General features: G+C 33.4%; 26 protein-coding genes and 1 tRNA gene. 11 read left to right on the forward strand and 16 right to left on the reverse strand.

The features are described from left to right. Positions 1-65: 65 nt before the first annotated feature. The 3 genes from FNOD_RS04055 to FNOD_RS04065 are packed head-to-tail and all read right to left on the reverse strand — an operon-like array spanning position 66 to position 2,204. Positions 66-305, reverse strand: a complete 240-nt coding sequence (locus FNOD_RS04055; RefSeq protein WP_011993953.1) for a hypothetical protein — start codon at positions 303-305, stop codon at positions 66-68. Continuing rightward, positions 302-1,528 carry a HAMP domain-containing sensor histidine kinase gene (locus FNOD_RS04060; RefSeq protein WP_011993954.1) on the reverse strand — a complete coding sequence of 409 codons (1,227 nt, stop codon included), beginning with the start codon at positions 1,526-1,528 and terminating at the stop codon, positions 302-304. The genes FNOD_RS04055 and FNOD_RS04060 overlap by 4 nt, the downstream gene beginning before the upstream one ends. Continuing rightward, positions 1,503-2,204 (reverse strand): response regulator transcription factor, encoded by a 702-nt coding sequence (locus tag FNOD_RS04065; protein WP_238374616.1) that lies wholly within the window; start codon positions 2,202-2,204, stop codon positions 1,503-1,505. The genes FNOD_RS04060 and FNOD_RS04065 overlap by 26 nt, the downstream gene beginning before the upstream one ends. Positions 2,205-2,301: 97 nt before the next feature. Here FNOD_RS04065 and FNOD_RS04070 point away from each other — a divergent pair. Continuing rightward, a tRNA-Ser gene (locus FNOD_RS04070) sits at positions 2,302-2,389 on the forward strand. A gap of 18 nt (positions 2,390-2,407) precedes the next feature. Here FNOD_RS04070 and FNOD_RS04075 read toward each other — a convergent pair. From FNOD_RS04075 to FNOD_RS04135, 13 genes are all read right to left on the reverse strand, one after another. Next, on the reverse strand, positions 2,408-3,055 hold the full coding sequence (locus tag FNOD_RS04075) for a hypothetical protein (RefSeq protein WP_011993956.1): 648 nt from the start codon (positions 3,053-3,055) through the stop codon (positions 2,408-2,410). Between the two features lie 37 nt (positions 3,056-3,092). Continuing rightward, positions 3,093-4,046, reverse strand: a complete 954-nt coding sequence (locus tag FNOD_RS04080) for a radical SAM protein (RefSeq protein WP_011993957.1) — start codon at positions 4,044-4,046, stop codon at positions 3,093-3,095. Continuing rightward, positions 4,043-4,486 (reverse strand): GatB/YqeY domain-containing protein, encoded by a 444-nt coding sequence (locus FNOD_RS04085; protein ID WP_011993958.1) that lies wholly within the window; start codon positions 4,484-4,486, stop codon positions 4,043-4,045. Before FNOD_RS04085 ends, FNOD_RS04080 begins: the two co-directional genes overlap by 4 nt. Positions 4,487-4,523: 37 nt before the next feature. Further along, positions 4,524-5,501, reverse strand: a complete 978-nt coding sequence (locus FNOD_RS04090; RefSeq protein ID WP_011993959.1) for a histone deacetylase family protein — start codon at positions 5,499-5,501, stop codon at positions 4,524-4,526. Next, entirely contained in the window at positions 5,482-5,919 is a 438-nt protein-coding gene (gene rpiB / locus FNOD_RS04095; RefSeq protein ID WP_011993960.1) for a ribose 5-phosphate isomerase B, read from the reverse strand. Before rpiB ends, FNOD_RS04090 begins: the two co-directional genes overlap by 20 nt. A 15-nt stretch (positions 5,920-5,934) precedes the next feature. Continuing rightward, positions 5,935-6,270 carry an STAS domain-containing protein gene (locus FNOD_RS04100; protein WP_011993961.1) on the reverse strand — a complete coding sequence of 112 codons (336 nt, stop codon included), beginning with the start codon at positions 6,268-6,270 and terminating at the stop codon, positions 5,935-5,937. 33 nt (positions 6,271-6,303) lie between these two features. Then, positions 6,304-6,642 (reverse strand): STAS domain-containing protein, encoded by a 339-nt coding sequence (locus tag FNOD_RS04105; RefSeq protein ID WP_011993962.1) that lies wholly within the window; start codon positions 6,640-6,642, stop codon positions 6,304-6,306. A 23-nt stretch (positions 6,643-6,665) separates the two neighbouring features. Beyond that, the gene (lexA, locus tag FNOD_RS04110; protein WP_011993963.1) at positions 6,666-7,262 is read right to left on the reverse strand and encodes a transcriptional repressor LexA; all 597 of its coding nucleotides are present in this window, start codon (positions 7,260-7,262) and stop codon (positions 6,666-6,668) included. Then, positions 7,259-7,672 carry an archease gene (locus FNOD_RS04115; protein ID WP_011993964.1) on the reverse strand — a complete coding sequence of 138 codons (414 nt, stop codon included), beginning with the start codon at positions 7,670-7,672 and terminating at the stop codon, positions 7,259-7,261. Before FNOD_RS04115 ends, lexA begins: the two co-directional genes overlap by 4 nt. A 1-nt stretch (position 7,673) precedes the next feature. Further along, positions 7,674-10,145 carry a DNA gyrase subunit A gene (gene gyrA, locus FNOD_RS04120; RefSeq protein ID WP_011993965.1) on the reverse strand — a complete coding sequence of 824 codons (2,472 nt, stop codon included), beginning with the start codon at positions 10,143-10,145 and terminating at the stop codon, positions 7,674-7,676. Positions 10,146-10,228: 83 nt separating this feature from the next. Then, positions 10,229-12,181 carry a methionine--tRNA ligase gene (metG, locus tag FNOD_RS04125; protein ID WP_011993966.1) on the reverse strand — a complete coding sequence of 651 codons (1,953 nt, stop codon included), beginning with the start codon at positions 12,179-12,181 and terminating at the stop codon, positions 10,229-10,231. Between the two features lie 125 nt (positions 12,182-12,306). Continuing rightward, on the reverse strand, positions 12,307-14,046 hold the full coding sequence (locus tag FNOD_RS04130) for a 5'-nucleotidase C-terminal domain-containing protein (RefSeq protein WP_011993967.1): 1,740 nt from the start codon (positions 14,044-14,046) through the stop codon (positions 12,307-12,309). Next, the gene (locus FNOD_RS04135) at positions 14,043-14,630 is read right to left on the reverse strand and encodes a thymidine kinase (RefSeq protein WP_011993968.1); all 588 of its coding nucleotides are present in this window, start codon (positions 14,628-14,630) and stop codon (positions 14,043-14,045) included. Before FNOD_RS04135 ends, FNOD_RS04130 begins: the two co-directional genes overlap by 4 nt. A gap of 124 nt (positions 14,631-14,754) precedes the next feature. Here FNOD_RS04135 and FNOD_RS09685 point away from each other — a divergent pair, with 124 nt between their 5' ends. The 10 genes from FNOD_RS09685 (at position 14,755) to ftcD (ending at position 23,208) form a co-directional block, all read left to right on the forward strand. Further along, entirely contained in the window at positions 14,755-15,693 is a 939-nt protein-coding gene (locus FNOD_RS09685; RefSeq protein WP_011993737.1) for a DDE-type integrase/transposase/recombinase, read from the forward strand. An 83-nt stretch (positions 15,694-15,776) separates the two neighbouring features. Next, entirely contained in the window at positions 15,777-16,601 is an 825-nt protein-coding gene (locus tag FNOD_RS04145; protein WP_011993969.1) for a TatD family hydrolase, read from the forward strand. Next, positions 16,594-17,160, forward strand: coding sequence for a Holliday junction branch migration protein RuvA (gene ruvA / locus FNOD_RS04150; protein ID WP_011993970.1), 567 nt, complete (start codon positions 16,594-16,596; stop codon positions 17,158-17,160). Before FNOD_RS04145 ends, ruvA begins: the two co-directional genes overlap by 8 nt. Positions 17,161-17,217: 57 nt before the next feature. Next, a complete protein-coding gene (locus FNOD_RS04155; RefSeq protein ID WP_011993971.1) occupies positions 17,218-17,769 on the forward strand; it encodes a hypothetical protein in 552 nt (183 codons plus the stop codon). 44 nt (positions 17,770-17,813) lie between these two features. Beyond that, entirely contained in the window at positions 17,814-18,146 is a 333-nt protein-coding gene (locus FNOD_RS04160; RefSeq protein WP_011993972.1) for a hypothetical protein, read from the forward strand. Positions 18,147-18,204: 58 nt separating this feature from the next. Beyond that, complete coding sequence (locus tag FNOD_RS04165) at positions 18,205-18,837, forward strand: PHP-associated domain-containing protein (RefSeq protein ID WP_011993973.1); 633 nt, start codon at positions 18,205-18,207, stop codon at positions 18,835-18,837. Further along, positions 18,828-19,367, forward strand: a complete 540-nt coding sequence (locus FNOD_RS04170; RefSeq protein WP_011993974.1) for an ATP-binding protein — start codon at positions 18,828-18,830, stop codon at positions 19,365-19,367. The genes FNOD_RS04165 and FNOD_RS04170 overlap by 10 nt, the downstream gene beginning before the upstream one ends. Positions 19,368-19,393: 26 nt before the next feature. After that, on the forward strand, positions 19,394-21,607 hold the full coding sequence (locus tag FNOD_RS04175) for a BamA/OMP85 family outer membrane protein (protein WP_011993975.1): 2,214 nt from the start codon (positions 19,394-19,396) through the stop codon (positions 21,605-21,607). Positions 21,608-21,637: 30 nt separating this feature from the next. Continuing rightward, the gene (locus FNOD_RS04180) at positions 21,638-22,264 is read left to right on the forward strand and encodes an N-glycosylase/DNA lyase (RefSeq protein ID WP_011993976.1); all 627 of its coding nucleotides are present in this window, start codon (positions 21,638-21,640) and stop codon (positions 22,262-22,264) included. Between the two features lie 32 nt (positions 22,265-22,296). Next, complete coding sequence (ftcD, locus tag FNOD_RS04185; RefSeq protein ID WP_011993977.1) at positions 22,297-23,208, forward strand: glutamate formimidoyltransferase; 912 nt, start codon at positions 22,297-22,299, stop codon at positions 23,206-23,208. The last annotated feature ends 76 nt before the right edge of the window (positions 23,209-23,284 follow it).

Here is a 23,284-nt window from a genome sequence, read left to right on the forward strand (position 1 = left end):
GAATAAAAAAGCACCGTGTGGGTTAAACCACACGGTGCTTTGTTTTTTCAAGTAATCCAAGTAATTTAAGCTAATGCATCAAAATTCTTCCCTTGGTAAAGTTCGCCTGCGATTCTTACAAGTTTTAGGTTCATCGCATTTTGCTTGTAGAACGCAAACTCTAATAGTTTAAGCATCATATCACTTGACTGCTGAACTTGTGCCTGCGCTTGCTGAATTTGTGGATTTGCTTCCGACCTTTTAACACTTGCATTTTGGTAAACATAAGGATTCACGCCTATTCCACCTAAGCCTTCTATTCTCATTTTTCATCACCTCGATTCTTTACTATTGAAAATACGGTAAATTCATCGTTACTTACAACTTCTATTTTCAACCCAAGTTTTATCGCAATTTCTTTCGCTATGTACAGTCCAAGACCCGTACCATTTGAGTTTTTGCCTTTGTAAAATCTGTCAAAGATTTTATGAATCTCTTCTTCTGGAATTTTTTCACCATGATTTTTGATATCTATTCTATCGTTCGAAATACTAACCACAGCAGGTGGCGCACCATGAGTAAAAGCATTGTTAAGAAGTATTGTTAATATTATTCCAAGCCCTTCTCTGTTAGAAACAATTACTCCTCTGCCTTCAACACTTACATTTTTCCCCTTAAATCGATGAGTAATAATATCACTCACAAAATCTTCTAAAATAATCTTTTCTTGCGTTAAGGTACTTACCTTAGCAAGTAAAAGCATATTCTCTATTATTTCTTTTATCTCTTTACTACTTTCTTCTATTGCTCCTATGGCTTCTTCGAGTATTTCTTTATCATCAGTTCCCCAACGTTTTAACATACTTACGTATCCAAGCAGATTCGCAACAGGTGTTCTCAACTCATGTGACACAGCAGATACAAAGGTTTCTTGTGCCTTATATTCCCGCTCTATTCTTTCCATTAAATCGTTGAACTTCTCAACTAATTCTTCAACTTCAAAACTTTTTGGTTTAACTTGCACTCTATAAGCTAAATCTGTACCACCAAGTTTTTCAATTTCAGATATAAAATCTTTTAAATCTTTTACATTCCTTCTTGAAAGAAAATAAGTTGACATAAACACAGAGATAGCTATAAAAACTACCGCGAATATAAATATACTTCTTATTGAATAAAGAAATTTCATAGTTGATGTTACATCTCTTCCTAAAACGAGATTTTTGTATTTTACAAAATAAAAATACCTATCAAAAATTTTTTGAAAACCTTCAGCATCTATAAAACCTATACCATATGGATCGTTAATTACTGATTTTTCTTCAGTTTCTGCCACATATAAATCCCATCTTGTAACAACGTAATGTGGTCCAAATGGTGAATACATGATTACAACAGAGCGTTCAACATTACCCATATCGTTTATTATGTTTCTTGTAGCAACAAATGTAAAATACCTGTATATTCCCAAAAGTACTGTACCAACAATTATAATAGTCGCTAATGTGTTAAAAAATGAGAGCTTAGTCGTTAGTTTCAATTTTTTCACCAACCAATTTATACCCAACACCACGTATTGTTTTAATAAGTTCCGGAGATAATTTTTTCCTAATATAATTGACATAGACTTCAACAGTATTGTCGGAACCGTAGTAATCTATTCCCCAAACTGCATCGAGTATCTCTTCTTTACTAACAACTCTATCTTTATTTTTTGCCAAGTACAGCAATAAATCAAATTCAGTTTTGCTTAAATCAACGTTTTTCCCGTTGTAAATTACTGTTCTTTGATTTTCGTATATCTCAAGGCTTCCAAATTTTATAGGCTGTGAAATCGAAATATTTTTTCTCCTAAGTAATGCTTTTATCCTTGCTAACAGTTCTTCGTTGTCAAAAGGTTTTGTTAAATAATCATCCGCACCAGCTTCAAATCCAGCGAGCTTGTCTTTTTTCATCCCCAAAGCTGTTAACATTAGTATAAGCACATCTGGTTTCAATTTCCTAAGGTTTTGTGCTACTTCGTAGCCATCCATATCTGGAAGCATGATGTCGAGTATTACAAGCTCAGGGTTTTCATTTTTAAACTCTTCTATTGCATCAAGACCACTTTCAAAGGATACTACAGAGTACCCCACATGTTCGAGTTCTATCTCAAGAAGTCTTCTAAGTTTTTTATCGTCCTCAACAACCATTAATTTAACCTTATTTTCCATATTTTCACCCATAATTGAATCGCCTCATCTCTTGAAAAATGTACAGCTTATGCTATAATCATTTTGAAAATTTCTAAATTTCTGAATATTTTATTTTAACACTTTGGTCGGAGGCGTGTCCGAATGGCTAAGGAGCCGGTCTCGAAAATCGGTGGGCTTCACAGCCCTTGTGGGTTCGAGTCCCACCGCCTCCGCCAATTTTAGTTTTTTGTTACTCACTTTTCCTTGCTTTCCTCATACATCAAACTCCAAAGCTTTTCAAACTTTATACCATACTCTTCAAATTTTGAGATCTCGTCTTGAAAGATTGAATTAATAAGTGAAAAAGCATATTCAGTATCAAATATAGCTAAAACATAATATGATAAGACTTCTTTTTTATCTTCTTTCCAAATTCTATAGATAATCGCAAGAGAATTATCTTCAGGTATAAATTGATAGAGTCGAGAGAAGATATCGTCAATGATTTTTAATAATTCTTCCCGCTTAGTTTTATCTTCCATGTTAATTGATTGCTTAATTTTTTCTTTTCTTTCATCAAGTTTTTTTATTATTTCTTGATATGCTATTTGAATAGCACTATCTTTTAATGCATCTTCGTTAAATGATGGACCTGAGTATTCACCCAGCCCATAAGTTATGCCTTTTTTGGATAATTCCCTAAGCTTTTCTGAAAAACCTATGTTTTCATAAACCAAAATGGCTTTTTCATTTTTCTTGGTTATATCTGGAAGATATTCGATTTTTTCAGATATAGTACTTGGTTTAACATTCTCTTGCACGTTCAAAACCACTTGACCAGTAAACAGTAAAATCGCTATTGTTAAAAAAATACTCCAAAATACAATTTCCTTAATTTCCACATTATCACCTCTGTTTCTAACCCAACGTTTAGTTAGTTCATTTACTGGTTAGGTATCTTTCAATCGCAACTTTATAATCAATTCCATCGAAAGTTATTCTATCTTCATCAACAATTTTTCTATATACACTCAAAAATTTATTTCCATGTGAATTGAACCAAGCTTCATACTTTTTATTGTATTCTACAGATTTAACATCAAGTTTTTCTATTATTTTTCTAACTATTCTTGATCTTACCATATCACCAAAAGACGGGTGGTATGGTCCAGCAACAATAAATTTTTTTTGACTTTCAGGTATGTGATAACCTATTCTGACAACTTGACCACCATTTGCTTCAACCAACATAACCATCTCGCTTACAATATCAACAGCATCTTCTAAACTTATCGGCTCGTATTCCCCAGATAAGAACATTCGCTCAAGTTCGGTATTTTTAAAAACTATCGTTGGATGAATTCTAAAAATTTTTACACCTATATTCAATAAATTTTTAATAGTATCCAAGTCTTTCTCTTTGTTGTCTTGTGGCAAACCAACCATTAAATGGGCTATCAATAAAAATTGGTTATTGATTAACTTTACTGCATTTATAGCATCTTCTGAATTATAACCACGTTTCGAAACGTTTAGCACTTCGTCATCAAGACTTTCAATTCCTAATTCAATCACTTTCACATTCATTTGTTTCAACAGTCCAATAATCTCATCGTTTACACAATCCGGCCTTGTAGAAATTCTTTTTGGTATGTCAGGCTTTATAGAAAGAAGTTTTATGATCGTTTCTTTTGGTAATCCGGTAAAAGTCCCACCGTAGAAAGCTATCTCATCAATTGTTTCATCTATGTTTATATTCTCAACAAATTTCAAATTTGGAGTTTTTTCACCAGTCATAATATACTGATTACAGAACACACAACGTGTTCTGCAACCAGCGTTCGGTAAAAAAATGGGGTAAATTTTTATCTTATTTTTTTTCAAAAGACTCACGAAAGCATCTCCTTGACAACCTCATTAACAATTTTCCCATCTGCGGAACCTTTTAATCTTGTCATTGCTTCTTTCATTACTTTCCCAAAGTCATTTTTTGTCGCTCCAAGTTCTTGAACTATTTGTTTCACTATTTCCTGAATTTCTTCTTTCGAAAGCATCTTTGGGGCATATTCTTGAAGCACGCTTAATTCTTCTTGCTCAGCATTGGCAAGATCTTCTCTTCCAGCTTGCCTGTATGCTTCTATAGATTCTTGCCTTTTTTTGATTTCTTTAAGTATAATCTTTTGGATGTCTTCGTCTGTAGCTTCTCTCTTCTCCCCTTCAACCTCAAAGTAACCTATAGCAGTTTTTATCGATCTTAAGACTCTTAATCGAAGTTCATCTTTATTTTTCATAGCTTCTTTCATATCACTTAGAATTTTTTCTTTTAAGGACATAGTGAAACCTCCTGTCTTTGTTCTTATTTCTTAATTCTTATTTCAATCCCTCAAGAAAATTTTTCACCGCGGAAAGGTTCGATAATCTATTGTAACCACCTTCGTGTACTATTATCCCATTACCAATCTTTTCAATTAATTTAGATATTCTTAATCCTATTTCTTTATAGTCCTTATCAACAAGAGAAAAATGTCCAACAGGATCATTGATGTGCGTGTCCGTTCCTAACGAAAGTATAAAGAAGTCTGGCTTATAGTCAAGAATTTTATTATATGCCAAATCCAAAGCTTTTTTATATACTTCAAAAGTTGTTCCTCCAGGAAGTGGAATATTCAAGTTTGTACCTTCAGCATTTCCAATACCTATTTCGTTTTCATAACCGCTGTACCATGGATAAAATTGTCTCGGATCACCGTGAATTGAAACATACAAGACGTTTGGATCGTCGTAAAAAATATCTTGAGTCCCATTTCCATGATGAAAATCTAAATCTAAAATCGCGACACGCATACCTTTTTCTTCAAGATATTTTGCAGCGATAGCCACGTTATTGAAGTAACAATAACCACCACCATACTTTTTCATAGCATGATGACCTGGAGGTCTTGTAAGAGCATATACAATCACTTTATTCGATAAAGAATATTCTAATGCGCTTAAAACTGTCTCAACCGCCCCAAAAGCCGCTTTGTAGGTTTCTTTATTAATAGGTGTACCTGTGTCAAATATCTTATCAACAAAAAATACTTCTGGAATATATTCTTGGGTTACCTCTGAAGACTTTCGTTTAATATATTCAATGTAATCTTCCTCATGAGCAAGGTAAAGAACACTTTCCGAAAATCCCAACGGTTGAACTTCCGGATAATTTTTTTTCAAAAATTCATACACAAGTTTCAATCTTGAAGGCCTTTCTGGATTTCTTATAAATTTTCCGTTGTCTATCTCTTTTTTTGGTACGAAAGCATCATTCAACTGTGCACAGAAAAACATATCACTCTTCAAGTTCTTCAATCTTTTTTACCCTTCTTTCATGTCTTCCGCCTTCAAATGAAGAGTCTAAAAAGGCATCAACTGTCCACTTTGCTAGCTCTATACCCATCAAACGACCTGGCAAAACTAAAACATTCGCATCGTTGTGTTTTCGAGCATAAGTCGCCATATCTGGGAATAGACACAGAGCTGCTCTTATTCCTTTTATTTTGTTTGCAGCAATAGACATTCCAATGCCTGTACCACACATCAATATTCCAAAGTGACATTCTTTGCTTTTCACTTTTTCGGCAACTTTCTTAGCGTAATCAGGATAATCAACACTTTCTATTGAATATGTACCACAGTCTATAACTTCTATTCCTTTGTTTCTAAGGTACTCTTTAACCTTTTCTTTGAGTTCAAAAGCCGCATGGTCACTTCCTATTGCTACCTTCATCAATCAATCACCAACTTATTTTAAACTATTTACCGCTTCCATAACGGAATTATAATTTTTAATAACCTTATCAAGTGCAGTCATAGAAAGCAATTTTTTTACATTTTCATTCGCGCAAGCAAACGCAATAGCCCCACCAGAAGATAAAGCCGTTTTGTGGAGACTGACAAATGTACCAAGTCCAAAACTATCAACTGAAGGAACATTTGTTAAGTCAAAAACAATCTTTGCTTTTCCTTTCTTTATTAAATTATCAACAACCCAGTTGCGAATAGCAACAGCATTCTGCATTGAAACATCGCTATTGAGAGATACTACAACAACACCAAATTGCTCAGTAAATGCGTACATAAAACATACCTCCCATTTTTAATGTAAGAGTTTCTATTTATTTAGAAATTCAATTGCCTCTTTTTCGCTGTCAAAGATATTGAATATTCTGTCAAGCGAAGTCATTTTTAAAAGGTTTCTTATATTCGAATCAAAGTTAATTAAAACCAAAGCGCCTGCATTCATAAGTGTTTGCTTATGAATTGCAACGATTATTCCAAGACCTGTACTATCTATGTATCTGGTTTTAGAAAAGTCAAGGATAACTTTTTTATACCCTTTTTCAATAGATTCCTCGTAAACAGTTTTTTTAATCTCTTGTGAGTTCACTAAGTCAATTTCTTCAGGCATTTCAAATTTAATTATGTCGTTTTCTAATAATGATTTTTTCATAATCTGCCCTCCATAATTTTAATCTATCTAAAAATTCTTATAAGTCCTACCATTTTTCCGATGATTCTTACTTTCTTTGGCTCACATACAATAGGTTGGTATGCATCGTTTTCTGGAATCAGTTCTATATGATCATCTTTTAATACCAATCTTTTAAGTGTTATTTTATCTTCTACAACAGCTGCGACTATGGAATTATTTTCCGCACTATACTGTCTTTTTATTACCACATAATCACCATCTAAAATGTGAGCATTTATCATACTATCACCTTGTACTTTTAAAGCAAAATACTCACCATAACCTTTAAGCATAGCCAATGGCACTTCTATTTCTTCATCAATTTGTTCAAACATTTCGATAGCTTGCCCAGCTGCTATTTTCCCCTTCACGGGAACAACTATACTTTCCTTCCTATCCAAAAGTGAAATAGTCCTTGGACCTTTACCGCGTTTTATGTAACCTTTTTTTTCAAGCGCGATAAGATGTAACTGCGCACCGCGTGGTGTCATTTTAAAATGACGAGATATATCACGTATTGATGGAGCATACCCCTTCATTATCATATAGTCTTTTATAAAATCATATATGAGTTTCTGCCTTTCAGTTAATTCCCTCATACATCAAACACCATCCTAACGTATAATTTACCTTCATGGTATTTCATACTGAGATTATGATAAGTTAAAGCCTTTATGGCAAGATTTATTCTTCTTTCACAAAAATAAACACAACCTTGCTCAGTTTTGAATGGATAAAATCCACTATCAATAAGAGATATTATCTCATTCACGGTATCAAATAACCAATCTAAAAATTCGTTGTTAGTGTTTACATTAGTTACGTCTATATTATAACATTTTTTAGTAAAATTTTTCAAACATTCTATTAATAATATATTTTTATTTTCAGAATATTTTTCCGAGCTGTTTTCAAGAAGTATCTTTACAATATCACTTAAAAGCTCGTCAACATTTTCTGCCACAATTTCGTAAAATAAATCCGCCTTGTGGTCTATTTCTCTGTACAAATTATTCCTCACCACCAATTACGGCGAAATCTGCAACAATATCACCATCAGCTAAATTCATAACCTTTACTCCCTGCGCAGTTCTACTCCTGGTTGGTATATCGGATACCTTGAACTTTATACTTGCACCATCTTTTGTGAATAGCACAATTTCTTCATCGCCATTTACATAAGCTACTCCTACTATTGGACCTGTTTTTTCTATCTCACCTATGTTTTTAATTCCAAGACCGTCTCTTGATTGTTTTCTGTAATCACTAACTTCTGTAAGTTTTCCGTACCCGTTTTCTGTAATCGTTAAAATATAACCATTATCATTTTCAAGCACAGTTGATGATATAACTTCATCACCTTCACGTAATCTTATACCCCTCACACCTGCAGCATTTCTTCCCATAGTTCTGACTTCTTCTATTCCAAATCTTATACTCATACCAAGCTTCGTTGAAATAAGCACAGTGTTACTTTCGGAATTTATTCTTAAAACAGAGACAAGTTCGTCACCGTCTTTAAATGTAATTGCTCTGATACCTTTCGATGTTATGTTTTTAAAATCCTCAAGACTTGTACGTTTAACAACACCTTTTTTGGTTACAAAGAATAGTTCTCCAACGTAATCGGTTATATCGACCATAGCTAATACTCTTTCTCCATTTTCAAGTTTTATGTATTTATTTATCGGTTTACCTTTGGTTCCTCTGTTGCTTTCTTCAATATCTAGATTTTCTATCTCGTACACTTTACCAAGAGAAGTGAAAAATAGTGTCTTACTATGGAGTTTACTGTAAATTATTTGCGATATTATATCATCTTCCATTAAATTTGCTCCAATTACACCTTTCCCATTTCTCCTTTGAGTTCTGAAAGCATCTATATCCATAAGTTTTAGGAACCCTTTTTTCGTAAGTGTTATAACGATATCCTTGTTTGGTATGAGATCTTTCTTATCAAATTTTGTCGCGGTCTCTTCGAGATCTGTAATTTCAGTTTTTCTTGGGTCACCATATTTTTTCTTAATTTCTTCAAGCTCCTCAATTATTACTTCGTATACTTTATCGTCGTTCATAAGAAGTTCTTTTTCTTTCTCAAGTCTAACTAGAAGGTCTCTGTATTCTTGTTGTAAGTTTTGAGTTTCTAAGTTAGTTAATCTTCCAAGTCTCATGTCAAGAACAGCCTTTGCTTGCTCTTCGCTCATTTGTAGTATATCGACAAGTTGTGAAAGTGCTTCAGAAGAGTCTTTTGAGCTTCGAATTATACTTACAACAGTATCTATGGCTTTAGAAGCCTTTATTAATCCTTCAACTATATGCGCACGTTTAGAATCTTGTTGATATGCATATTGAGTTCGCTTCCTGACTACTTCAAATCTGTGCTTAACGTAAGCTTCTATAAGTTGTTTTAGGTTCATTAACCTTGGTTGCTTGTCGCCATCTATGACTAAGAAATTCGCATTAAATCTTGTTTGCAAGTTCGTCTTTTGGTAAAGATTATTCAGTATAACTTCTTCTTTCACATCTTCTGGAAATTCAATAACAACTCTTAAACCATCTTTGTCGCTCTCATCTCTTAAATCTTTTACGGGTATTTCTTCTTCTTGCAAGTAATCAGCGATTTGTTTTATCAGTTCCGCCTTACTAATACCGTAAGGTATTTCTGTTATAATAATGCTTTTTTTCTTCTTTTCATGTTTTATTTCTGCTTTACCTCTGATTGTGAATCCACCTTTACCGGTGATATACATTTCCCTTATTCCAGATTTTCCTATTATTATTCCACCTGTTGGAAAATCAGGACCTTTTATTATATCAATTAACTCTTCCACAGATATATCACGATTCTTTATATAAGCAATCGTGGCATCAACTACATCGTTTAAGTTATGAGTCGGTATGTTCGTGGCCATACCAACTGCAATTCCACTAGCACCATTCAAAAGAAGGTTAGGTACCTTCGCCGGTAATACGTCCGGTTCTTGCAAACTTCCATCGAAGTTATCGAGCATTTTAACTGTTTGTTTATCAATATCCTCGACCATTTCTTCGGCTATTTTGTGTAATCTTGCTTCCGTGTAACGCATAGCAGCTGGTGGGTCACGGTCAATAGAACCAAAGTTACCTTGACCTTCAACTAATGAATATCTCATCAACCATGGTTGTGCCATTCTAACTAACGCTTCATATATAGAAGAATCACCGTGAGGATGGTACTTACCCATAACCTCACCAACAATACGTGCTGTCTTTTTAAATGGTTTATTGTGGAATAAGCCTAGTTCATACATCGAATAAATAATTCTTCTTTGAACAGGTTTTAAACCATCCCTGACATCTGGAATGGCACGACCAATTATAACGCTCATGGAATAGCTTAAATATGATTTTACAAGCTCATCCTCAAGAACGCGCTCAAAGACGTTATTTTGTTCATTCGATTTTATTTCATTGTTAATTTCACTTTCAAAGTTCTTATCCACTTACGAAAACCTCCTTGTGTTAATCGAATAATTAAACAACTAAATTAAATTTCAAATATTTCATAAGTATATTATGAAATCTTTTATGAAATCTTTGCTCCAGGTTCTATTTCAGAAGACACCGTTAAAAGTGTTAACTTATCATCTTTTTTGGCAGCAAGGAGCATACCTCTTGATTCAATCCCCATCAATTTTGCTGGTTTGAGATTTGCGACAACTACTATTAACCTACCAACCAATTGTTCTGGTGTGTAGTATTTCGCAATTCCAGCGACAATTTGCCTATGTCCAAGTTCGCCAAGATCAAGTTGTAATTTTACAAGCTTTTCTGACTTTTCTACTCTCTCCGCTTCAATTACCTTAGCAACTCTTAAATCAATTTTTTTGAATGTATCAATATCTATTAATTCTTCCATAGTAACAACATTTTCTTGTTTTTCTGTAACTTTCTGGTCCATACCTTTTACCTCCTGTTTCTTATCAGTCTTCTCTTCTTCTTTTCTCTCAGATTTCTCAAATTTTTTGAATAGAGGCTCGCCATGAATTATCTTATTTCCTTTAATTATATTCCAACCAGAGAGGAATTTTTCATCAAACTTTTCATTAACTGAGAGCCTTTTATAAACTTCCAATGAAGAATCTGGCATGACTGGTGAAACAAGGGTTGCTACCTTGAAAATACTCTCAGTTACAAGACTTAGAACCGTGCCAAGTCTTTCCTTATTCCCTTCTTTTGCTAGTACCCAAGGTTTTGTTTCATCAAAGTATTTGTTAAGTTGCGAAATGAATTGCCATAATACTTCAAGTGCATCTGTTATCTTGTAAGAATCCATAAGTTCTATAAATTTATTTTTCACTAAATCATAGTCTTCTATTAATTTCTTATCTATTTCTTCAAGATTACCTACACCGGGTATAACAGAATCAAAATGTTTCTGAATCATAGCAAGTGTTCTGTGTAAAAGGTTTCCATAATCGTTAGCAAGGTCAGAATTGAGTCTTTTAATTAGGTTCTCTTCGGAAAAATCTCCATCTTTACCAAAAACTATGTCCCTTACAAGGTAATATCTGACAACATCATTTCCATATTTTCTTACGTACTCTCTTGGATCTATTGCGTTGCCAAGTGATTTACTAATTTTTTGACCGTTTACAGTTAACCATCCATGAGCAAATACTTTCTTTGGCAATGGTAAACCAACTGACATAAGCATAGCAGGCCAAATGAGGCTGTGGAATCTATTTATTTCTTTACCTATAAGGTGCACATCCGCAGGCCACCATTTGTTAAATTTATCCATGTCATTCGGATAACCAATTGCTGAAACATAATTTATCAAAGCATCAACCCAGACATAAATTACATGTTCTGGGTCATTTGGCATCGGTATACCCCACTTTAGCGTTGTTCTTGTTATTGACAAATCTTTCAATCCAGATTCGAGGATTTTAAGCATTTCATTGCGCCTGAAATCTGGCTCAACAAAATCTGGATTTTCTTGGAAATGTTTTAACAATGCGTCGTTGTACTTCGATAACCTGAAAAAATAATTTTCTTCTCTTATGAGGTTAACTTCTCTTTTACAAGAAGGACAGATGTTATGACCATGTTCATCGTGTTCAAGTTCTTCCTCGTTCCAATAAGTTTCACACGGTACACAATACCAACCTTCATATATACCTTTATAAATATCCCCGTTTTCCATCATCTTAGAAACAAAATATTGAACTGTTTTCTCATGATTTTCATCCGTTGTTCGAATGAAGTAATCATTCGTTATTCCGAGATCCTTCCACAATTCTTTAAACTTCTCTGCAAGTGTATCACATAATTCTTTTGGTTCGAGTCCTTTTTCTCTCGCAGCTTGAGCTATTTTTTGCCCATGTTCATCTGTACCCGTCAAATAAAACACTTCATAGCCCATTAATCTCTTATATCTGGCTAAAATATCTCCTATGATAGTAGTATAGGAACTACCGATATGTGGCTCAGCATTAACATAATAAATAGGAGTCGTAATATAAAATTTCTTCACTATAAACACCTCCAAATATACCTACAAGTATTTAATTAATTTATCAACTTTTTACTAAAATTATATCATAAATCTCAAAACAAAAAAGGTGGCTTCAAAAAAGCCACCTTTTTGTTTGGTTTAGTTTATTTTACTTCAAAGAATTCTCTGATTGGTGGTATTAAGTTTAGGTATTTCTTGTAATAAACAAGTTTCCAACCTGGTCTTATTAGATTGATATTCTTTATTATTGGATTTAACTCAAGTAACTCAGAATCTGTCACGGCAAGTCTTTGTAAGATTTGGTTAAATGTATCCCCAGGTTTCACTTCATACTCAAGTTTCACGTAAACAGAGTAATTCGAGTCCATTGCACCATCTATAACTCTGCCTTTTAAATTCTCAAATATAATCTGCTGAACAGGAATTTCAAAATCTTCAATTACCTCTCCTCTTAAAATTGGATTGGTACCGTATGTTCTTACAGATGGTACTGATACAATTACTTCTGAATTGTCATCTAAATCTCTGCCCAGGTATTTTATGCTTCTTATTTTATTCTCGTTCAAAACGACGCTGTAGTTTATGTTTTCAAACAAATCATAAAGCCAAGGTTTATTAGTCAAACTTTCATCAAACAAAATTCTTACACCGTTATATTTCAAAAGTTTTGCTGAAGTCAAAATGTAATTCTTTATATCTGCGCCTGTCATTTTAACTAGTTTTACAGATGTCGTTTTTCCAACAAGTGAATACAAATCTCTTCTTGTAATTTCACCTTGTGGTATACCTGGACAATTGGCATTAAATACATTCCATATTCCTAGGTTTGAATTTGTGTAATTAATTATCAACTTATTAACGAATTCTGTTACAAAATTATCATCTAACATTGCCATGTATTTGTTAAATCCAACAGAGATGTTAGATTGCGCAATTACTTCGTCTAACCACTTATTAAAATCACCTTCAAATTTTTTTACTTGATTTAAGACAATTTCAGATGGTTCCACATTTGAAAGTAAAACTCTTTCTATCTTTACGCTTTTTATCTTAAAAGATTTATCTTTTTCTACATTTAATGTAATCTTATTAACTCCCTTAGCTTCACTGCCAGTTACAGAATATATCTTGTTCGATTTTGAACCTGTATATACGAAATCCTGATTACCAAACAAGAATATGTCAACATCTTTCGAAAATTCTCTTACAAGTTCATCACCTATATTTAACTCACTTCTAATTGCTATTTGTTTTCCAGTGATTGGATCATTTGTTATACCACCACTTGTTGCAAGAATAATCAAATCTGGATTCATTTTCTTTGCTGTATTCAGCGTATTCCTAACACTTTCTATATAATCAACATACTTTTGTGAATCGTAGGGAACAACAACACCGATCATTGCAACCTTGAATCCGTTACTCATAGTTTTCACTTTGAAGCTTACAACGTTACTTGGAAATACATTAGCCAAGTTAGCAGCCAAAACACTTGTTTTCAAATTTTTAAAAACACCTATAAGCCTTTCGGGAGAATAGTTCACCTCAAATGTCCCCGGAACAAATGCATCGTAATTAAGAAGATTAAAAGCGTTTATAACAGGATTATCTTCTTGCAAACTGGAATAATCACCAAATGGTGAACCATAGAGCAAATTACCTGTATCTATTAAAATAGTGTCTGGATTTGAACTTCTTAAATTGTCAACATATGTCTTAAGAATAGCTAAACCTTTTGGCTGATACATATTGCTGAAATAATCATATGGCAAAACATTTCCATAAATGTTAGATGTGTGGAGTATAATAATTTGCGACGCTAAAACAAATGTTGAAAGAGCGAAAAGTACGAACATAAACAGTGTGATAAATTTCTTACTCATATTAATTTTCCCTCCTCTTTACTTTTTAATTCTTCATAACATTCTTTACATACAGCAATGTATTTTTCTTTACCACCAACATCAAATATCCCACCATTTGACTTTTTCTTATAAGACAAAGTCCCTTTATACTCCCCACAAACTTCGCACACGGCCCTTTTTTTAATAACTTCGTCAGCAACAGCCATAAGCATTGCAGTAGTTTCAAAAGGATCCCAAAGATAATTCATATCCAAGCCCGCACAGTAAACATCTACGCCATCTTTAGTTATTTCTTTTACTAATTTTGTAAGTGAAGAATCAAAAAAATGTACTTCATCTATAAAAATTGCATCTGGCTTTTCATTTAAAGATTTATAATATTCTTCCATCTCTTGAACATCTTTAATTGCTCGTGCCGGCATTTTAAAAAATTTATGTGTTACAACATCATCTTTACTGTACCTTGTATCAATTTGTGGTTTAAGTATAAGTATTTTTTTCCGACCAAGCTCATATATCTCAGCATAGTTAAGAAGTTCTGTAGTTTTTCCAGAATACATTGGCCCAACTATTACCGTGAGTTTTCCTATCTTATTACTCAAACCAACACCCCCCAAAATATACGAGATTTTGTTAACCAAAGGTATTGATAAATTTCAAAAATCATATTATCTTCTTAAATAGGGGACACCCCCCAATATACTCTCAATAAGGAGGTATCCCGACATGACTAATATCCAACTCAAATGCCCTCATTGTGGCTCTTCTAACTTCATCAAAAACGGTCATGATAAGTTCAAAAACCAAATCTTCTTTTGCAAAGACTGCAAGCGTTACTTTAAACTTTCTTTCACCAAAAAACACAAACTCTTCTCTTTCCCTTACCCTCGTTGTGTTCATTGTAACCATGTCATGGAAATTTACAAAATCCGCCGTTATTTCGTTCGTTTCAGATGCAGAAAGTGCAACTTCAAAACTTCTGTTCCACTTTCTCTTCCTCAGCCTGTGCCTTTCAACTTTCATCCTTTCAAATTCTTCCGTTTCCCTATCTATATCATTCTCAAAGCTTTCATCTTGTACTTCAAATACAACCTTTCTCTTCGTGCTATTAAAGCTTGCTTGAATATCAATGTCTCTCATGTCGCTATTTACAAATGGATTATCAAGTTATCTTCTGTTATTTCGCTTTTTGAGTTTGAGAATGTATTTAAAGTTCACGGTGATGAAACAGTTATTGTATTTCGAGACAAAAAGTACTATGTGTGGCTATTAGTTGAGCATGGTACGAATTTAATAGTAGCTTGGCATGTATCAAGATATCGTGATATGTCACAAGTTAAGATATTGTTAGATAAATACTTTAGTCAAAGAAAACAAAACACACAAATAGAGTTAATAACCGATGGACTAAAAGCGTACGAGATAGCAGTGAAACTAAATTTTGATAATGTTGAGCACAGAGAAGTAAGACTAGGTAAAAACAACGAATGTGAATCGAAATTTTCGTTATTTAAGATGTTTGTTAGAGCGAAAAGGAGCTTCAAGAAATTTAGCAACATACGGTACTATGTAAATGGTTTTTGTGTAGTAAGGAACCTATGCAAGTTATATGAGAACGAAAATGAGATGATTACAGCTTTAGCTTCCATCATCACTACTAGTTAACAGCATCATATACGAAATATATTAAGTTCAAATTTAATCAAAAATCTGGTATAATTATAACATAAAAGGGAGGGTATGTACAGATGAAAACGGAAAATCAGAAACTTCAAAATCTTATAGATACTCACGCACACTTGCATATGAAACACTTTGAAAAGGATAGAGATGATGTCTTTAAAAGAGTAACACAAATGAAATTCGTACTAAACGTCTCAACAAGTATTGAAGACTTGAATGACACAATTAAGATAGCAAATATTTTGCCAAACGTATTTTTAGCTCTTGGAATACATCCGCACGATTCTGGAAATGTTCCAAATGATTATATTGAAATCTTAGAAAATTTAGCACTCAAAAACAAGAAAGTTTTAGCGATAGGTGAAATTGGGTTAGATTATTTTAGAAATTTCTCACCTATAGATACTCAAAAAAGAGTCTTCGCAGAACAGTTAATGCTTGCAAATAAACTTGGTAAACCTGTAATTTTGCATATCAGAGACGCTTACGAAGATGTCTACGAAATAATAAAACTCATAGGTGCAGAAAATGGAGGAATTGTTCACGCGTTCAGCGGAGATGAGAATTGGGCTAAAAAGTTTGTAAAACTTGGTTTTAAAATAGGAATCGGTGGACCAATAACATATCCAAAGAACGATTTACTTAGAAACGTAGTCAAAATAATAGGTGTGGAAAATGTCGTTACAGAAACAGATTGTCCTTACTTACCTCCACAACAGTATCGTGGAAAGAGAAATGAACCTATTTATGTATATTACGTCTTCGAGCAGTTAAACGAAATTTTTGGTCTTGACATAGATATATATGATATAATTTGGAAAAACACAAAGGAAATACTAAAAATAAACGAAGATTTGGCTAATTCATCAGTTGGTGATAACGATGATTGAAATAATAGAAGGCATATATAAAGGTAGAAGCGAAGGTAAAATACTTGTTTCAATTAACGGAGTAGTATTCGGAATAATAACAGATGCGGAAAGTTTTTCCGAATTTAACGAAGGGGATAAAATTTTAGTTTACACAAAACTTATCGTGTCTCAAGAAGATATGACAATATACGGATTTGATTCAAAAGTAAAGAAAGAAACTTTCGAAAAATTGATAAAAGTTTCAAAACTCGGTCCAAAAACAGCAATCAAAATTCTTTCATCAACAACTGTTGATTTTTTATCAAACGCAATCGCAACTGGAGATGTCGAAAAACTTTCATCTATTCCAGGAATAGGTAGAAAAACAGCCGAAAGAATGATTACAGAACTAAAAGATGAATTCGAGGTTGTTGAAGTAAATGAAGAGATGCTTGAAGCAATAGAAGCTCTTGTATCTTTAGGTTACTCAAAAACGCAAGCAAGAAATGCTGTTTCCAAGGTTCTCAAAGAAAGTCCGAATATAAGCAACGTTTCGAAAATAATAAAAGAAGCTTTAAAGATACTTGCAAAGATTTAAATAAAAAATCAATTTCAGCTCCAACTTGTCCACAAATATGGGTTAGGAGCGGTGTTTATGGCAAGTACCATTAGTATTAACAATTCGCAAGGGCCTGTTATAGTAAATCCAACATTAGGTTACAAACTTGATCCAGGTGAACCTGGAATACCTTCAGGTGCACCTGCAAGTAAAAGCGTTCTCAGGGTACTTGGTCAAGAACTCGCCAATTATATGGATTTCAAAAAGCAAGCAATGGAAAAAGGCGGCTTTATAATAGCCGGGGGAATATTTCTCGATATGCAAAAGAGAGGTTCATTCCTCGCTGCCGTTGCAGGGAAAACAAGAGTATTAATGTACATCCCTGGTGAAAAAAATCAAGTAAACGGTAAACCTGAACAACAAAATAACCAATTTGATACAATTGATTTTGAAAGCGATTTAAAAAAGTCAAAGATAGAACAAAAAATAGATGAGTTATACAGGAAGCTCTCAACAACAAACGATCCTTTGGAAGCCGAAAAATTACAACAACAAATACTTATGCTTACAATGGCTATGAATGCCCTTATGTTTGGAATGAAAATACCTGAATTACTTGTGGGGATGTTACTCAATACAACTGTTTAAATATAAAAACAAGAACAAATAAAAACATCTTGGAGGGATAGGGTGTGAAAATTTCTGAAATTGCAAATGCATTGGGTTTAAAAACCGTTTATTTTTGCAACGATTATGAAATTGAACATGGTTACGTTGGCGATTTACTTAGCATTGTTATGAGATCCGCCCAACAAAATTCAATATGGTTAACTGTACAAAGCCATGTGAATATTATCGCTGTCGCGTCACTTACAGGTATCAAAGCCATAGTTCTCTGTGAAGATCTTGAATTTCCTGACGAAACTATTCATAAAGCAAAAGAAGAAAACATAAATTTATTTGTATCGAAGGAAAATTCATATATAACCGCAGGGAGAATATACGAACTTGGTATCAAATGGTAAATTATATAAAGCCGATTTACATATTCATTCTTGTCTTTCACCGTGCGGGGATATAAGTATGCTCCCCTCCGTAATTTGTGAGAAACAGTTGGATGTAATATCAATAACTGACCATAATTCCGCTCGAAACGTAGCGGTTTTTATTAGTTTATGTAAAGACAAAATAGTTGTTCCCGGAATAGAGATACACACAGTCGAGGATGTACACATATTAGGTTATTTTCCAGAATTAGAACATTGTTTAAAAGTTTCAAAAATTGTTGAAGAAAATCTTCCGAAATTTCCATACGACCCAGAAAAATTCGGATATCAAATAGTTATAAACGAAAACGAAGAATTTGTAAATACAATCGATGAGTACCTTGGCTTCCCTACTAATCTAACTATAGAAGACGCAATTGAAATAATACTATCCAATCACGGTTTGCCAGTTTTCGCACATGTTGATAGGAAATTTGGGGCTATTTATCAACTTGGTTTATTACCGGAAGGGACTAACGTGGTTGAGGTTAAAAAGCGTGAAACTTATGAGGAACTGAAGAAAAATGGTTATATCGCACTCACATCATCCGATGCACATTTGCCAGATGAAGTAGGCGTAAGGAAAATCTTTATGGAGGACAAACCAAAAAATTCGCAAGAAGTTATAGATATGATTTTAGAAAGGAGGTTTAAGACCATTTGGGATTGATTACGATATCTGACCACATACACGACATTGCTGAAAACTCTATAAATGCAAAAGCAAAAAATGTAAAAATAACAATAAAAGAAACAGATGACAAATTTTATTTTTCTGTAGAAGATGATGCTGGCGGGATAAGACCAGAAATACTTGAGAAAATATTTGACCCATTCGTTACAACTCGAAAAAAAGAGATAAGAAGGGTTGGGCTTGGTTTACCATTTTTGAAACAAGCAACTGAATTAACAGGCGGATATACGAAAATTAACTCAGAAATAGGCAAAGGTACAAAAGTTGAGGCACTTTTTTACAAATCAAACATAGACTGCCAACCTGTTGGAGATTTAATTGGTACTTTTTTTACATTACTTTTAAACAGTTCTGTAAATTGGGAAATAGAAAGATGTTTAAACGAAGAATGCTATGTTGTAACCAGTGAATCCATTAAAACTTATCTTGGAGAAATAGATTCTCCGCAAAAAATGATGGTTCTAAAAGAACTAATAGAAGAATTAGAAAATTCAATAAAAACATAATCATTTATATTTAGGAGGGACTAAAGATGATTAGAAAAAGCATTTTTTCAGTGATTTTACTTTTTGTTATTTCGATTCTGTCATTTTCTTTCGTACTCGTAGATGTAAAGTTTGAAGGATTGAACAACGTTACCAAACAAGACCTTGAAAGTTACTATAAAGACTATATTGGAAAAAATGTGAATGAAAATGCTATAAACGATATAATAAGCTCTATCGATGAAACGGGATATTTTGAAGAAATTCAATACAAACTAAACAACGTAGAAAATGACGAAAACAAAAAAATATTGAATATAAATGTAGTGGAATACCCACCTGTAAAAAAGGTAAATTACGATATTAAAGGTCCTGGAATAATTGACATTGAAACAATAAAAAAAGAAGTGACACTAAAGGAAGGAAAACCGCTTAGCTTTTCAAATTTCTGGGAAAGCATAAACAAAATAGCGGATTTATACTCTAGCAAAGGATATTTGGTTGCCACTCCAAGAAGCCAAAATAAAGATTTTGGCTTTGTTTACGTTAGTGGCACGATTTCAGAAGACAATGAAGTTACCTTCTCAATAAAAGAATACGTACTGTACAACATTGAATTTAACGTTGTAAGCAATGATGAAGAATTTAAAAATGCATTTAAAGATGTAGTTAAAAGTGTATCATTCAAAAAGTACGCAGATTATGAAAAGAAAAATTGGTTTGAGAGAATTTTTGATTCCGAAAAAGATTACGTACCTTCTCAGCAAGTACTTCAAACAATTTTTCAAACACTCTCCAAATACGTATATGTGAAAGTTGTAGATTTATCGGTAGAAGAATCACAATCCAAATTCCCAGCAAAAACCCTTTTAATAACAGTTACAGATAACACAATTACACAACAACCTTTAAAAATAAAAGGAATTAGAACAGTTGGTAATACACTCTTCACACAAAAAGAGTTAATAGGTGATACCACTGAAGGAACGTACACAAACTTCCAGATACTTTCAAAAGTTCAACAAGTAAAAAATACATACGATAGTAAAGGTTATTTTATTGATCTTAATTTAGGAATGGATGAAGAGGGATATCTTAACATAAAGATAACAGAAATCAAAGTTGGACAAGTAAAAATTTCAGGAAACGACGTAACAAAAAATTATGTTTTTGACGATGTCATAAGCATAAAACCTGGTAGTTTTCTAAATCGCGCAGAACTTCAAAATACCTATATCGAACTTACAAAATTAAATTTCTTCAAAAACGCTGATATAGGTATAGAACCTGTTGAAAATGATAACACTAAGGTTGATGTCGTTATAAAACTGACAGAAAAAGACAAAAAGTTTGATTTCAACGGAGGGGTTACATGGGGACCTGTGAAAGACAAACCGTGGTGGGACGGAATCGCCGCTCTACTTTCTATCTCAACAACAAATCCATTTGGATACGGTGAAAACTTCTCTGTCTCATTACAAAAAGCTCTTTCAACAACTGATCTTTCGTTAAGCGCTGGGATAAGAAAACCGTTCGAATTGCCAATTATCTTCAGCAACTCATTAACTTACAAAAATTATCCATCCAACGATGGAAATGAATCAAAATTATCTTACTCAGTAAATGTGAACACACTTAAAACTCCACTTGGACAATTTGGAATAGGAACAAGTTATAACGACGTAACAATATCAGCAACTGATACTTCTGAATCTACAAATACAAAAACATTAGCACTTTCTGGAAATTATCTGTACGAAACTCTTGATAACCTTTACGTACCTATGAAAGGTTATTCGTTCTCAATCTATGGTACAAAATATTTCCCACTATCTGAAAATGGTTCTGACGCACTTAGTTATTTATCCGAATTAACATTGCACATTCCAATTAGTTCTTCTGCTTCGTTTGCTACACGCTTAGTTGCAGGACAGGTATTCCAAATTTCTGGTGAACCTATAACTTATGAGCTTGCAGGTATTAACCAAGTAAGAGGTGTCAAATCAACGGATAAAGGTCCTGTCATTGGCTTGAACAACAATGAAATTAGATTTAAGGCTCCTGAGCAAATGTTCTATATCTCACTCTTCTACGACTTAGGATTTGTAGATAGTGAGTATAGGTTAGATAAACTTGTCAGTTCAGCTGGTATAGAATTTGGACTTACTGTACCTATGTTTGGACTTATAAGAGTAGGATGGGGAATTCCAATTCCTTCGACTAACCTGAATTTCTACTTTACATTTGGAAAGACATTCTAAAAATCAGAAAATAAAGGAGAACCCTGTTATATGGAAAAAATAAAAGAGTTTATAGAAAAATTAAACGAAATACGAGAAGAAGCAAAGCCTGCTGTTGAAGCAAGATGGGAAGAATTTGAGAATTTAAGAAAGAATGGTACGGAAGAAGATTTATTTTCAGAGTTAAGTTTTTGTATCCTCACAGCAAACTGGAGTGCACAAGGTGGTATAAAAGCTCAAAAAATAATAGGAAATGGTTTTGCTTATCTTTCAGAAGAAGAACTTTACAAAAAACTCAAAGAGGTCGGACATCGTTACCCAGAAGCAAGAGCAAAATACATAGTTTCAAACAGATGGATAATTGGCAAAATAAGAGAAATCATATCGCAAGATGACCCCAGAGAATTTTTTGTTGATAACATAAAAGGTCTTGGGTGGAAAGAAAGTTCACATTTTTTAAGAAATATCGCTTTCCCAAATTATGCCATTTTAGACAAACATGTACTAAGAATAATGAAACAATACGGGTTAATAGACGAGCTTCCAAAAGGATGGACGAAAAAAAGATATCTAGAATACGAAGAACGGCTAAAAAAAGTAGCAGAACTCTTTGGGGAACATATAGGCAAATTTGACCTGTACCTATGGTATATGATAAAAAGGAAAGTAGAGAAATAATTTGCTAACATTCTAAAATGGGAGGGGCTAAAATGAAACTTATCGAGAGCGTTCCAAATTTTAGCGAAGGTAGACGAGAAGAAATCGTCAGACAAATTATTGAGGAAGCAAATAAATATAAAAAAGTGCGCGTATTAGATTGGTCGATGGACAGAGATCATAACAGGTCAGTTGTTACATTGGTTGGGGAACCTGAAGAAATTTTAGAAGCTTTATTTGATATGACAAAAAAAGCATCAGAACTAATCGATCTAAGATACCATAAAGGTGAACATCCAAGAATGGGAGCAACAGACGTTATACCATTGGTTCCACTAGTCGGCACAAAGATGGAAGAATGTGTTGAATGGTCAAAAAAACTTGGCGAAAGAATCGGAAGAGAATTAAACATACCAGTATACCTTTACGAAAGAAGCGCAACTTCTCCTGAGAGGGAAAACTTGTCTGAAATAAGAAAAGGTGAATTTGAAGGATTTTTCGAAAAAATAAAAGACCCAAAGTGGAAACCAGATTTTGGTCCAGATAAAGTACATGAAACAGCAGGTGTCACAGCAGTTGGCGCTCGCGAATTCCTTATAGCTTTCAACGTCAATTTGGGGACAAACAACATAGAGATTGCAGACAAAATAGCAAAAGCAGTAAGGCACATTAGTGGTGGTTATCGATACGTAAAAGCAATGGGAGTAGAACTCAAAGAAAAAGGAATAGTTCAAGTATCGATGAACCTCACTAACTACAAAAAATCTCCTATATTTAGAGTATTCGAAACAATCAAAAGAGAGGCAGAAAGATACGGTGTACCAGTAGTTGGAAGCGAAATAATAGGTATGGTACCATTACAGGCAATAGTAGAAACATTCATGTGGTATCTCCAAATAGATGAATTCGGTCCAAACAGAGTAATTGAGCAAAAACTTCTTGAACAATTGACAAAAGAACAATAAGAGTTTTTATTTTATAAAAGGGAGTGCGTAAAATTAAATTAGACAATTGCACTCCCTTTTGTTTTGTGGTATAATA

It is taken from the genome of Fervidobacterium nodosum Rt17-B1 (genome assembly GCF_000017545.1).
GTDB lineage: Bacteria > Thermotogota > Thermotogae > Thermotogales > Fervidobacteriaceae > Fervidobacterium > Fervidobacterium nodosum.